The organism is Vibrio sp. 2132-1 (assembly GCF_033344315.1).
The window spans coordinates 85,453-99,553 of record NZ_JAWPON010000005.1; the positions used below are offsets into that span (position 1 = coordinate 85,453).

12 protein-coding genes are annotated in these 14,101 nt (G+C 46.0%); 1 reads left to right on the forward strand and 11 read right to left on the reverse strand.

The genetic code is table 11. The features are described 5' to 3' along the window. Positions 1 to 34: 34 nt before the first annotated feature. From R8N47_RS06790 to R8N47_RS06840, 11 genes are all read right to left on the reverse strand, one after another. Positions 35 to 1,219: a multidrug effflux MFS transporter gene (locus tag R8N47_RS06790; RefSeq protein ID WP_017820099.1), complete on the reverse strand. Its 1,185-nt coding sequence runs from the start codon at positions 1,217 to 1,219 to the stop codon at positions 35 to 37. Then, entirely contained in the window at positions 1,216 to 1,860 is a 645-nt protein-coding gene (locus R8N47_RS06795) for a recombinase family protein (RefSeq protein ID WP_064354986.1), read from the reverse strand. Before R8N47_RS06795 ends, R8N47_RS06790 begins: the two co-directional genes overlap by 4 nt. Positions 1,861 to 2,006: 146 nt before the next feature. Then, positions 2,007 to 3,014, reverse strand: a complete 1,008-nt coding sequence (locus tag R8N47_RS06800) for a LacI family DNA-binding transcriptional regulator (protein ID WP_318124386.1) — start codon at positions 3,012 to 3,014, stop codon at positions 2,007 to 2,009. Positions 3,015 to 3,230: 216 nt separating this feature from the next. Then, the gene (locus R8N47_RS06805; RefSeq protein ID WP_064354985.1) at positions 3,231 to 4,964 is read right to left on the reverse strand and encodes a sodium:solute symporter family transporter; all 1,734 of its coding nucleotides are present in this window, start codon (positions 4,962 to 4,964) and stop codon (positions 3,231 to 3,233) included. Then, complete coding sequence (locus tag R8N47_RS06810; protein WP_017634491.1) at positions 4,957 to 5,952, reverse strand: ester cyclase; 996 nt, start codon at positions 5,950 to 5,952, stop codon at positions 4,957 to 4,959. Before R8N47_RS06810 ends, R8N47_RS06805 begins: the two co-directional genes overlap by 8 nt. Before the next feature lie 49 nt (positions 5,953 to 6,001). Beyond that, positions 6,002 to 6,976 carry an ester cyclase gene (locus R8N47_RS06815; protein ID WP_017820104.1) on the reverse strand — a complete coding sequence of 325 codons (975 nt, stop codon included), beginning with the start codon at positions 6,974 to 6,976 and terminating at the stop codon, positions 6,002 to 6,004. 524 nt (positions 6,977 to 7,500) lie between these two features. After that, positions 7,501 to 8,781, reverse strand: a complete 1,281-nt coding sequence (locus tag R8N47_RS06820) for a TRAP transporter large permease (protein ID WP_033906641.1) — start codon at positions 8,779 to 8,781, stop codon at positions 7,501 to 7,503. Further along, on the reverse strand, positions 8,778 to 9,341 hold the full coding sequence (locus tag R8N47_RS06825) for a TRAP transporter small permease (RefSeq protein ID WP_025768663.1): 564 nt from the start codon (positions 9,339 to 9,341) through the stop codon (positions 8,778 to 8,780). Before R8N47_RS06825 ends, R8N47_RS06820 begins: the two co-directional genes overlap by 4 nt. Before the next feature lie 58 nt (positions 9,342 to 9,399). Further along, positions 9,400 to 10,395: a TRAP transporter substrate-binding protein gene (locus R8N47_RS06830; protein WP_213913619.1), complete on the reverse strand. Its 996-nt coding sequence runs from the start codon at positions 10,393 to 10,395 to the stop codon at positions 9,400 to 9,402. 267 nt (positions 10,396 to 10,662) lie between these two features. Continuing rightward, positions 10,663 to 11,619, reverse strand: coding sequence for a LacI family DNA-binding transcriptional regulator (locus tag R8N47_RS06835; protein ID WP_025768661.1), 957 nt, complete (start codon positions 11,617 to 11,619; stop codon positions 10,663 to 10,665). A gap of 150 nt (positions 11,620 to 11,769) precedes the next feature. After that, the gene (locus R8N47_RS06840) at positions 11,770 to 12,519 is read right to left on the reverse strand and encodes an HpcH/HpaI aldolase family protein (protein ID WP_033906643.1); all 750 of its coding nucleotides are present in this window, start codon (positions 12,517 to 12,519) and stop codon (positions 11,770 to 11,772) included. A gap of 289 nt (positions 12,520 to 12,808) precedes the next feature. On the opposite strand from R8N47_RS06840, the gene hisD reads away from it, so the two are divergent. Then, positions 12,809 to 14,101, forward strand: coding sequence for a histidinol dehydrogenase (hisD, locus tag R8N47_RS06845; protein WP_005374756.1), 1,293 nt, complete (start codon positions 12,809 to 12,811; stop codon positions 14,099 to 14,101).

Genomic DNA, 14,101 nt, shown 5'->3' on the forward strand with positions numbered 1-14,101 from the left:
TGTCGTAACTATAAGGACAATAGTATGTTTTTTGTTATCGTTCTGAAGGTTGCTCTGCACTGAAGCCACGTTGAATGTTGGTGAAGGTAAGCGATGCAAATATTACGATAACGATCGCTAGATGCCATGCTTGACTCAATCCAAGCTGCACCAGAGTTAAGCTGACCAATGAGGAGACGACCATTTGTCCACCACCAGACATTGCCGCTGCGGCACCTGCTTGCTTTTTATAAGGTTGCATTACCATCGCTTGTGCACAAGGTAGGGCAATACCATTACCCAAGATCATTAATAGCTGTCCTAGCATCAGAAATAGAGGCTCAACAGGACAGAAAAATAACCATATTGCGGCAGCGAGGTGAAGAAATGGGGTGCAGAGCAGCATTTTTTTATTGCCAATAATTGGCCTTACTCGGTTACAAATCGTGGTACCACATAACATACCCAAAGCGGGAATGAGCGCCCACATCGCGTATTGAGCGGAGGTCATGCCAATTTGATCTTGCATGATAAATGGCATCACAGAGACTGTCGTAATCATTAAGCTGAAGTTTAACCAACTGATACTGGCGAAACTCATAAAGTAACGAGACGTAAGTAAGCTCTTGTATTGGAGTAACATTTTTCGGGGTGACGGAATGACAGAACGTTTTGTGATGGTTTCTGTGAACTTAAAGGCGATGATTACCCAAGCCAGCGAGACATAGCCCAACAGAGAAATAAACACCATACTCCAACCGAAGTGGAAGTTGATAAAGCCGCCAATCACAGGTGCAATAAGTGGCGTGATTGAAGCCGCCATGGCGATGTAAGACATTGCCACTGGGAGTTCATCCCCGCTAAATCTATCTCGAGTCGACGCCCTCGCGAGTACCGCGCAGCATCCTGTACCTAACCCTTGTAAAAAGCGCCCCATCACCATCCCTGTAAATGTGTCACTGAAGAAAATAATTATCAGCAGACCAGACATCGCGATGAGTAAACCGGTAAGTAATACTCTTTTTCGTCCTAAAGCATCTGACACTGGCCCGTAGATAAATTGAGAGGGGCCGAAGCCGAGCAAATAAATACTCACAAGCAGTTGAGCTTGGTCGAGGGAGATGGAAAAGTCTTTTGCTATCCATGGCAAAGAGGGCATAACTAGCCCCATGCTCAACTGGCCAACGCTAATAATAAGACAGGCGAGTAGTATAGTATGAAAGTTGATTGGGCGACTCATGACTGGTCTCCATTCAAACAACCTTTTTGGCGTCGTGAGCTTAAGCCGCCTTCGTCATCCACTTCATTTAGCTTTGCTTTGACCCGCTTCACAGTCGATAGACTGACTTCGCATTGCTCTGCTACGTTTTGCAATGTGTAGCCTTCTAGCAGTAACGTTGCGATCTGTTGGTGTTTGGTTTTGTTTGCGGGGCGGCCGCGAAACTTCTGTTTCCATAATTCTGGCTGCTCTTTAATGGCCTGTCGCCCTTGCTCTGCGGCAAACAGGCGATGTTCAGTCTGCACTTTCCCATATCCAGATAACACTGTGAGTAGTGTTTGAGTCTGAACAGAACCTGGCTCAAAAGTTATTGATTCACATACAGTTTTCAATGTTACCCCTTTATCGAGTAGCATTTTTACCGTGTTCAATGCTTGACTAAAGTCGCTACCAAATGCGGTCAGCCACCAGAGCACAATCGTATCCCCAGCTCTGACGGAATCGAGCAGTCGTAAGAATGCCTCTCTCTCGGTTGGAGGCATGCAACCACGAACCTTATCCTCAAAATGCTGAGCTTCGGGAGCAAAAGCTTTTAGAGTATTAAGGTGCTCTTGGTAAGCTCGATTTTTTGGCGAATAACGAGTGTAAAGATACGTGGTCATAAGGATTATGAGCCTTTTTTTGTTTGGTTCATATAGTGTAATAGCTCATAAATATACATGGGTTCATTAATGCTTACAACACTAAATGAGCCGTTTGGGAGTCAGAGGCAAATAAAAAAGCCAACCGAATGGCTGGCTATAGCTATTTAAGCTTTTGTTGTCTGGCGCTCGATTAACTTCACTGGCACCATCATTTTTACTAGGCTGCCGTTTTTCGTATTAATTTGATCAACAATGATCTTCACGCACTCGCGAGCGAGGCGACGGAAATCCTGGCGGAACGTGGTTAATTGATAGCTTAACCATTCTGTCTGAGGAATATTATCAAAACCAATGACTTGTAAGTCCTGAGGAATCCTCAACCCGCATTCTATACGGGCGATATCCATGACCGCCATCGCAAGGTTATCGGTTGCACAGAACACTGCTTCAGGCCGATTTTTGTCTGCCAGTATGGCACGGACTTTATCAAGTGAGCTCGCGTAGTCATAGCTGGCTTCAATGATGCGTGGCGTCTTGCCGGTTAGGTCTTCAAATTCAGAGCAGAAGCCGCTTTGGCGTTCGTCATTCGTAAAGGTTGGCACTTCTCCCGTCAAATAAACCGCGTTCTTCACGCCACTTTTGTGCAGAAGTTGCGAAGCTTGTTGGCCTGCTTCGTAGTTGTCACTGATAACGTAGCTACTCCTAGTACCTTCAACAACTCGTGCGTATTGAACAATTGGGATATTAAACTCTTCACATTCTTCATAAAGGGACTTATTGAAGGTTGCGGAAGCAGCAATGACACCATCGACGCGATACTGGAAGATATTTGGGATTGAGTGGCCCTCTTCTTCATCCACTTGCCATGGAATCAATACGGCAGAATAACCTTTTTTCTGTAACTCACTGGAAATTAATTGCAGTGTTTTCATATGGATAGGGTAATCCGCATCAGGAAACACCAAACCTATCAATTTCGATTCGTTTGTGGTCAGGCTACGTGCAAAGGCGTTAGGGCGGTAGTTAAGGGCTTTAGCCGCTTCAAAGACTTTTTGCTTGGTCTTTTCGGATACTGAGCTACCCGGAACAAACACGCGCGATACAGTAGATTGAGAGACGCCTGCCATCTTTGCCACATCTTTTGATGTGACTACGTGTTTAATTGATTTCATGAATAAAACTTAGTTGCCAGTAATTGAGGTCATAAGACTAGCATAAATAGGTACGTATTCATAAATGTTCTAACGGGTATCCTAAGTAGAATAATGGCTTTGGAGTATTAAAAAGCAAAATGTGGGTTAACCCATTCGATTTGCTTTGAGCTAGCACTAGAGCTAGAGCGTAGATACTGTCCGTTTGTTGGACGTACAGTATCTACGTAAAGAACATTAATTTGCTTGTTTGACTGCAACTTTACGTTTCGGGGAGAGGAGTGAATACCCCATGTATCCGATGCAAGCGGTTGCGACAAGAATAGAGCAGCCACACATAAAGTTAATCAGCATAGGAGCGTTGTCGGTAAACGCGTTGATCCCCCAAAGCATCACGAGAGAGAACACAAACATCACTAGTAAGCCATAACATGGAGCATCGATTTTGCCGGGAACGACATACCAACCATCTTCCTTGATTGGTTTATTTAGACGAGCATATTCCGCTTGCTGGCCTTTCACTGTGTAAAGATGCATTTCATCTTGTTTACCCGTCAGGAGAAGGCTAGCAATGTAAGCAACAACGGCATTCACAAGGACGCCAATCACGCAATACCAAGGCCACGCAATATCGGTCGCAACGGCTACATACCAAATCACCAAGAAGCTAGCAGCAACGCCAATCAACAAGCCTTTTTCAGTAATGTGTTTTGAGTAGAACCCAAGGACAAACATACAGAAGCTCGCACCGACAAAGTAAGAGCCTGCCTTACTCAGCACTTCCAGTACCGAGCCGGTGCTGGTGGCAAACATGATCGCTGGAATGATGACCAAAATCGCCCACGCCACCGTGAAGAAACGCGATACCTTTAAGTAATGCTCTTCCGACTCGTTTTGCTTGTAGAAGCGTTTGTAAAAGTCAGCCACAGAAACGGTCGCCATTGAGTTAAAGGCGGAATCGAGACTCGACATACTTGCCGCCAGAATCGCAGCTGCAATGATGCCCATCAAGCCTGGCATTCCATATTCACTCGCGTAATGAAGAATGATGGTGTTGCCATTTTCAAACTCTTTACCGTCGTAATAAGCGTTGAATAGGACGCCAAGCAAGATAAAGACAAAGTAAATAAAGAAGGCCACGTAGCCCATCATCAACATTGCCTTTTTCGCATCGCCCATGTTTTTCGCGGCCATACAACGTTGTACCATCATCTGGTTACCGCCATACACGGTGGTGTGGAACATCGTCATTGCGATAACGCCAGCCCATACCGTCGTTACTTGGCTTAGGTCAAAACTTGTCTGTAGGGCATCGGTCATTCCTTTCGCTTTGAGCTCTGCCATGACCTCCGTCATTGGAGAAGGCATGCCATTCCAAACGGCTTCAATGATGATGAATGCGCCAATAAATAAGATTACTGCTTGAATCACATCGGTCCAAATGACAGCCGCGATACCGCCCATTACGGTGTAGATAAGGGCAATTGCAGTGACGATCATGATGCAGTACATCACGTCGATACCAGTAATGAACTCTAAAATCATTGCTGTCGCGTAGAGTACGGCTGCCGAGCTCAATGCTTGTTTGATAAGGAAGATAAACGACAAAGTCAGTCGTGAAGCCTTACCGAAGCGTCGTTCTTGATACTCGTAGATGGAGGTTAAACCGCTGTTGTAGAAAAACGGCATAAACACAGCCACGATGAAGAAGATCACCAGCGGATAATTGAGGTGAATCGCGATAACCGACAGGCCTTCTTTGTAAGACCAAGCTGGCCCGCCAAGGAACGACATGGCACTCACGTAAGTACAAACGACAGAAATACCGATCGCCCACCAAGGGATGCTCTTATCACCCAAAGCGAATTGGCTAGCTGAAGTTACTCGCTTACCAATCACCGCACCCAATACTAGCGTTAGGGCGATGTATCCCCCAAGGATGCTCCAGTTAAGTGCGCCAAACTCATGCATAATTAGGTCCTTCTAACTGTTCTTTCATTTGTGCAAACACGTCATAGCCAAGCTGCAGCAGGATATGAACGATGTCGATCGCCACCCAGTTTTCCTTCAGTAAATCGCCTTCGCGTCGCCAAATGTCCATAACGCGAAGTTCGATGTGTTTTCCTGTCGGGGCGAGACCGAGCCAGCCACTGTGACCAGTGTGAGTACCATGCATATGTGGCCAACCACCTGTGGATACGTAGTCATTTTTGGCCAAAAAATTGACCTCAATATCGACACTTCGATCTGGGAACGCAAACACAAATGGCGCTTGATGGTGGTTACGGAAACCTTTGATACCGCGCGTAGTACCAATACCAGCAGGGCCGTACCACATGAAGTCATTGTGCCAGTAGTTTTCTAAATCCATCGAGAAAAGATCTTTGCCATCAAAACGACCCAAGCAAGACAGCATATCTTCAACCAGCTGGGCGCTCTTTTCACTTTCTTCCAAAGACACAACAGATTGTTGAATACCGTTAGAAGTTGCAGGAGAAGGAACCAAGCCATCGTGACCTAAGCTTTTACGAAGAGGGTTGCAGCCTGCTTGATTCATCGCGTCGATGAAGTCTGGGATCATGTAAGATTCGGTGATTTGGTCGTTCTCCACACACACCATTTCGGTGTAACGCAAGTAGAGTGTTTTCCCTGTTGCTGGGATGCCAAACAGTGGTTGTTCAAATGTACCGATAAAGTAGCCGGTAGAGTTGTACCAAGTGCGGCCTTCGTATTCGCCGTGCATAACAATTATTGGTCGGCGCTCGGCGTCAGGCAAAGCATTAACAAGTGGTGAGAGGAAAGATTCGTGGGTTGCATCTGGGCCATTAAGATCGTTCACAGGGTGCGCCACGCACCATTTTACGTCAGGGTTCAAAGTTTGCAGAGCGGCCTGTTTTTGCTCGATGTCTGCGGCTTTGAAGTAGTTCTGGTAGAACTGTTCGATGATGTTGAGTGACATGTTGCTTCCTTACTGTCTGTGATTTTAATAAATAGTGTTTAGTCAGCCGTTAGCCTTGCTGAAGCAGGATTTGCTTCCAGATTGCGGTCTCGTCAAACAAAGTGAATTCGCGACGAAGACCCCAAGGGCCAAACTCAGCGTGGCTGATCCCCATGATGTAAACCTCTTTTCCTGAAGGCTTACCAAACATCCCATATCCCTCATGCTTACCGTGCAAAGACCATCGAATTGCCGCGCGTGGTGACATCATGTCGTCATCTCGGCCAATACGATGGTGAACGGTAAATTGAGCATTTGGGAAAGACGCACGAAGTGCCATCCAAAAATGATCGACTTCCGAGTGTGATAGGGCAGTTTGACCGCCAGTGTATTCGCCGATGCAAGCGCGGTCGTACTCTTTCGGTACTATTGAGAACTCGGCATTCATAAGGCTTCTGAGAATTGCTTCGTATCGCTGACCATATTCGTTGTCGTTGCCTACGCCCAAATAAGGTCCAGGAATGTCGACTTCAGGTGTGAACGGAAATGGGCTTGATTCCACGCCACCTTCAAATTCGATTTGTTGGCGTGCAAACTCTTCTGACGTCATGCCCAGTTGCTTCGCGATATCGGCTTGATCGCGAACCAACCATTCGTCATTGATTTGGTTATTGATAGCGTGGCAATCTGCGATAATACGGAAACGAAGTTTGCGGTTCGAGGCTTGCCCGTAGAAGCCGTTGCCACTGTGTGTTGCAGTAGAGATGATTCGATGAGAAGAAAGCATGCCTTGTTCCGGGGTGCCTGACCAAATGACGTCTTCGCCATATAGCGTGCGATCGGGAAACTCGGCCAGTGTCGCCATTGTTGCACTGATCACCCCTTCGTTTCCTTGAACGATAGAGAGTGGAGTACGCACAACAATGTCGGGAGAGTAGTAGTGTTCTAAGGTGTTTAAACCTCGGTCTTCCCAAATCTCTTTTGTGATACCAAGAATGTAGTCGGGAAAATCACGCCACTTTTCATCGAAGCCAACCATGGCCATAAATCACCTCCGTAATTGAATAATTATGTTTGAATTATGTTTTGATTACGTATTCAAAATATATCATGTTGCCATTTTGTCAACGGATTGTTTTTCGATTGTTTAAGTAGCGTGCTGATGATCAGGTTTTTAACAATTGAGCGGAAAATAAACTAAAAAAGTACAGGAGAGATGGAAGCTATCTCTTATCGAGACGTGTTAATAAGAAAGGAGGTCAAAGTTTTTTGTATGAATTTCATAATATCTTATTGTTTTTTAATCGCTTAATTTATTTTGATCTGTTTGAATGGAAACAAATGATTAAGCCAAAACTGATAATCATGCAGATCAAGGCACCCAAATAGACTTTATCGCTAATATTCAGCTATTTTGGTGTCAATTATCCTTATATCTTTCAAATTTTCCTTTTGCATACGAATGCTTAAAGGCTTTTTTATTAAATCGGAAGTAGATAACGAATAAGCCACTAGAAAGGTGTTTATCTAGTGGCTATAACAGTCATAAGCGCTCTATGAGTGCAACGATCAGGATAAAAGCGCAGGTAACGATAGCGAGATGGCAGGGATGAAGGTAATCAACATCAAGGCCACTATCATTGCACCAATCCAACCCATGATGGCTTTAGAGAGCGACTCTATCGGTACTTTGCCTACCTGACTTGCCATAAACAGGTTGGCACCCAGAGGAGGCGTAACAAAGCCAATGGCTAAGTTCACGATCATCACGATACCAAAATGAACTGGGTCCATGCCGAGTGCTGACGTAATGGGTAACAGAATTGGTGTGAGAATAACAATCGCTGCCAGCGTTTCCATAAAGGTACCGACGAGCAACAACAGGACATTGATGCAAAGCAGTATCAGAAGTTTGTTTTCGGTAATCGATAGAATGAACTGAGCGATCTCAGTCGGCAGACGCTCTAGCGTCAATATGCGGCCAAACGTCACGGACGCACCCACAATGACGAGCACTGCGCCAACTAACAGTGACGACTCTAGAATGATTTTCACAACTTGCGCTGGTTTGAGCTCTTTATAAACAAACATGCCAAAGAATAAGCCATAGAGCACGCCAATCGCTGCGGATTCGGTAGGCGTGAAGATACCGGAATAGATACCGCCGAGAATGATTACGGGTAGTAGCATTGCCCAACTGGCTTCTTTTAGTGCATCAAGACGCTCTGACCAAGTGGCTTTGCGTTCGTTACCTGTGTAGCCCCGCATTTTTGAGACAATTAGACAATAGCCGATCAATACCATACCGACGACCAAGCCAGGAATGATGCCTGCCATGAACATTTTAGTTACCGAGACTTCAGCTGTGATCGCGTAGACGATCATCACCACAGAGGGTGGAATAATGACCCCAATTCCGCCGGAAGAGGCTATCAAGGCACCGGCAAAGCTGCGGTCGTAGCCTTTCTTCACCATAGATGGAATCATCGTCAGGCCGATAGCGGCAACAGTGGCAGACCCCGTACCAGAGATGGAAGCGAAGAACATGCACGCCACAATGGCGACGATGCCAAGCCCACCAGTAAAGTGGCCAAAGAAGACCTCCGCCACGTGTAATAATCGTTTTGAGATCCCTCCTTGGCTCATAAGGTTACCTGCCAAGGTAAATAGAACGACGGCGAGGAGAGGGAAAGAGTCGAGCCCTGTTACCATTCCTTGGACTAAAAACTCGATGTTAAGAAACGGCAGACTGAGTATCGCGACCATACTGGCTGCCGCCAGAGCAATACCGACCGGAACGCCAATGAGCAGAAGCAGACCAAAGCTGCCAAACAAAAGTGCAGACGTCATGCGTTAAACTCCAATAGTCGGTTAGAAGTACGATACTTTGCTTTGATATGGCGATAGCGTTGGCGAGAAAAGCGAACTCGTTCATTGCTGGTGGAGCACGCGTTCACACGTTGATAAATGCTTGTCACTAGGCGCGCGCAGCTTAATAGTGCGCAAACTAAAACAGAGGCATACAAACACGCAATAGGAATTTCCATTGCGGGTGCAATCTGACCGAGTTGCAGGCTGCGGTTTATAACCTTAAATCCAAACCAGGCGACAGTTGCACTAAAGGCAAGGTAGATAAGATCAGAGACAATCAAACTGAATTGCGTCCAATTGCCCGGAAGTTTATCGATGAACACACGAATGCGGATGTGTCGATCATCTCGGATACAGTAGCTGATGCTCAGGTACATCGCCCATACGAATAAATAACGAGCCAGCTCTTCAGCCCACGCGATCGTTGCATCGAACAGGCGTAGGGCGATTTGCAAGCACAGTAAAGTTGTCATCGTTGAGATCGCGATAACGATAAGGGTTGGTTCTAGGTATTTGTCTAGTAAGCGAAACCACTTCATGTTCACCTCCAAAACGAGAAAGCACGACCTGTTGCCAGATCGTGCAAAAGAGTGGGAGTTATAGGCGTTCTATCTCGGCCATCACGTTGTCAAACAAGTCTTTACCCGTTTTACTGCGCAAGTCCTGGTACACGGCCGCATTCATTTTCTCTTTCATGATGCTGCGTACCTCGTCTGGGACGATGTTAACCGTCATGCCTATCGCTTCGAGATCTTTGATCACTTCTTGATTTTGCTTAGCGGCGAGCTCGCGCTGCTTAGCGATGGTTTCTTTGCTTACTTCACTGATCAGCGCCTGTTGCTCTGCAGGCAGTGAATCCCAAAACGATTTGTTCATGAACAACACGTAGTTGGTGTATATATGGTTAGTTAAAGAGAGGTACTTTTGTGCCTCGTAAAAACGTTCGGCATAAATAGAGTAGATAGCACTTTCTTGAGCGTTAATCAGGCCTTGTTGTAACGAGGTGAAAATTTCTCCCCAAGACAGAGGTGTTGGCGCAGTACCAATAGATTTCCACGCGCTTATTTGAGTGGGGTTAGATGCCGAGCGAATCTTTAGCCCTTTCAGGTCCTCAATACTATCAATTGGCTGTTTGTTGTTGGTCACGCTACGAAAGCCGACCTCCATAAAGCCAAGTCCATGAAAGCCTTTTGATTCCATAGCATTCAACAATGGTTGTCCGATCTTCTCACTGTCGAGCGCTTTGTGTGCTTGCTCTTCGCTATCAAAAAGGTAGAACACGTCGAGCACGTTAAACTCTGGGACGTAGGGAGAGAGTAAAACTGACGCACCAAACGTCATTTGTAAGTTGCCTTGCTGTACGAGTTCAGTCGTCTCACGCACATCGCCTAGTTGTCTTGCCGGATAGATTTCAACTTCTATCTCACCGTTTGAGCGAGCTTCCACTTCTTGTTCGAAATAGAGCATTGCTTTGTGTACGGGAGAGGTTTCTTGACTGTCATGAGCAAGACGAATAACACTGGTTGCAAACGTATTCATACTGCTAAATGCAAGCCCCAGTGCGGTAAGTGAAGTAAGGATTGCTTTCTTCATCGTTCTTCCTTGTTTCTGGTATGACCTGCCATGGGCATTCGTCGGCAAGTCACACAACTTTTTATGTTTTTATAAATTAGTTGAGCAATTCATATCCATTTTGCATACGAATCCAAAATAAAACATTAAAGTAACAAGTCAATAACAAGATTGATGAATTGATGAGGAATTAAATAACGATTGGTGAAAATTTAATCGTGATCACAGAAAATGCCTTACTCGAAAGCAAGGCATTTTGTTTATGAAGAATGAATAAAAATGGATTTATTAAATGGTGCTACTACGTTCGATCAAGGTGCCTTGCTCGAAAAGGTATTCGCCAGTTGCATCCAGGTTGCCGTTGATTCGATTCATCAAATCTTCAACCGCTCGTTTAACAATTTTGTCGACTGGTTGAGCAATGGTGGTCAAATCATAGCTCGGCCATGCAGACATCGGAATGTTATCTACACCCATCACAGAGAAGTCTTGGGGGATCTTTGCTCCGGCTTGTCGCAAGCCATCCATCACACCCATGGCGAGGATGTCGTTTGCACAAAAAATTGCATCGGGTTTGCTAGTGTGCGACAAGATCGCTTTCGCCGCTTCTAAGCCTGCTTCAAAGCTGTACTTGGCTTGGATAAAGGTTGGTGACGGGGAGCCGAGTTCTTGCAATTTTGAAGAGAAACCCAGCCAACGCTCTTCACTGGTCATGGAGCCAGCATCGCCACTGATATAAGCACACTGTTTTGCGCCTTTCTGCGTTAAATACTCGGCTGCTTGTTGGCCCGCCAATCGGTTATCAATACCAGAGCTATTGGCATTAATACCCTCGGCGTAGCGGTTAATCAAGCTTAAATGAACGCCAAACTTTTCGCATTGGGCAAACGCGCGTGAGGTTAAACGGCTGGTGGCGATAACGAGTCCGTCCACTTGGTATTCAATGGCGCGTGAAATGGCGAGATCGAGGTCGTCCTTGTCGATAGGGCAAAGCACAACTTGTCCGCCTCGCTTTTGAATTTCGACGGCCAAAGCACGAGATTGCATGTCGTACATTGGGTTTGATTCGCTATCTAACGCAATCGCCACTAAGCCTGAACGATTCGAAATCAGACCTCGGGCGATGGCATTCGGTGTGTATCCGAGCTTAGCTGCGGCATCCATCACCATTTTGCGTTTCTTCTCGCTAATACTCGCAGTCGGGCTGAATGCTCTAGATACCGTCGATTGAGAGACGCCGAGCATCTTCGCGACGTCGATCGAAGTTACTTTCGCTTTAATGGTGATACTCCTTATTTAAGGCCATTGAACCTGCTCATACGTGCTGAGTGTATGGGCTAGGGGATTTCTGTGTCTAGAGCATTACATTGATAAGGCGTAAATATCAGAGAAAACTCAAGAATTCATCACATTTCTCTCTTGCTTGAAGCCATCAATGATCATTTTGTGTTCAGAGCCAACACAAAAGAAGCTAACGCCGAGTTCACGCCATTCCCGAGCTTGTTGAGCCGTCGCGACAAACATGCCAACAGGTTTATTGGCGGCTCTGGCCGCTTCGATTACTCGCATACTTGCTTGTGCGACTTTCTCATCATGAGCGCTATCAGCACCATAAGCGACAGTGAGATCAACTTGGCCAATGAAGAGCGCATCAATTCCTTCAACATTGGCAATCGCTTCAACATTTTCAACCCCTTGAGGGTCTTCAATTTGTGCAATGACAATCGTATTCGCACGGCTGTCTTTTAAGTGTTCAACCATGGGCTTAGTGGCGTATTGCGCTGCTCGACTGGAACCAGCATACCCTCGGCCACCTTCGCCGTAATGGCAGATTTTCGCCAGTTGCGTCGCTTGCTCAGCAGTACAAACATGGGGAATTTGTACACCCGCCGCGCCACAGTCAAGCGCGTTCAAAATGGTTGAAGGGGCGCTGTCTTGTACTCGTACCACGCACGCGAGGTCATTCGCTCTGGCCGCCATGATGCACAGATCAAGCGAGGAACGATCGAAAGGTGCGTGCTCTGCATCCAGTACCACAAAAGGCAACTCTGCCAGTGCCAATACCTCGATAATGTGAGGATGAGGGGTTTTAACAAATGTACCTAATAGCGTTTCTTTAGTCAGACGTTGCTTAAAATTGCTCATGATTATCTCCTTTGCAAAGGTATGCAAAAGCTAACACGGCGAAATGTAAATGATGAGTAAAAATGATGTGATCTAAAACTCATTTTTGATTAAAAATTAAACTCAATCAAGGTCCTTATTACTTGCTTTTATTTGTTTAAACTAATAAATACAAAGGCTTAAGGATTGTTTTTGTGGTTTGTTTACTTAACTTGTCAAATGTTAATTAAGTGTTTAATCTGATTTTGCATTCGTATCCAAAAGCATAAAAATAACCGTTCGTCAGCCTCAATGTTCAAGGAGAAACCCAATGGCACGCATTTTAAAAAACGGAATCACTGAAGAAGCATCAGCATCAAATGACGCAAAAGTGCGTCAGATTGTCGAAAACATTCTTGCTGATATTGAATCGAAAGGTGATAGCGCTGTACGTGAGTTGTCTGAAAAGTTTGATAACTGGTCGCCGGAGCAATTCCGCCTGTCAGAAGAGCAAATCCAAGCCTGTGTGGATGCGCTTGATGAATCGACTCGTCATGATATCGAGTTCGCTCAGCAACAAGTTCGAAACTTTGCTCAAATTCAACGTGACTCAATGAAAGACGTCGAAGTAGAAACCATGCCTGGTGTGGTACTGGGGCATAAAAATATTCCAGTCAACAGCGTGGGTTGTTACATCCCTGGCGGTAAATACCCATTGGTTGCATCCGCTCACATGAGTGTACTGACGGCGAAAGTCGCGGGCGTAAAACGTGTTATTGCTTGTGCGCCACCGTTTAATGGCCAGCCGAATGTGGCGATTGTCGCTGCGATGGCAATGGCGGGTGCGGATGAAATCTATTGCTTTGGTGGTGTTCAGGCGGTAGGTGCAATGGCTCTGGGGACGGAGACTATTGCACCGGTCGATATGATTGTAGGGCCGGGTAACGCATTTGTAGCAGAGGCAAAACGTCAGCTGTTTGGTCGCGTTGGTATCGATTTGTTTGCAGGCCCAACGGAAACCCTAGTCATTGCCGATGAGAAAGGTTGTGACCCAGAATTAGCAGCGGCAGATTTGCTTGGTCAGGCTGAGCATGGTTACAACTCTCCCGCTGTATTGTTGACCAATAGCGAAACATTTGCGCAAGAAACCATCAAAGAAATTGAACGTCAGTTAACCATTCTTCCAACGGCTGAAGTCGCGGGTAAAGCGTGGGCAGATTACGGACAAGTGATTGTGTGTGATAGCTACGAAGAAATGGTGGAAGTGGCAGACGATATCGCTTCTGAACACGTTCAAGTGATGACGGAAGATCCTAAATACTTCCTAGATAACATGACCAACTACGGTGCCTTGTTCCTAGGTCGTGAAACCAACGTTTCTTACGGCGACAAATGTATTGGTACTAACCATACACTGCCAACGAAGAAAGCGGCGCGATACACCGGTGGCCTTTGGGTAGGTAAGTTTATCAAAACCTGTACTTACCAGCGTGTAACGGAAGCGGCGTCCCTCAAAGTCGGTGAGTACTGCTCTCGCTTGTGTGCTCTCGAAGGTTTCGCAGGTCACAAAGAGCAAGCGGATATTCGTGTACGCCGTTACAAAGGCAAAGTGGAAGAGGCGTAA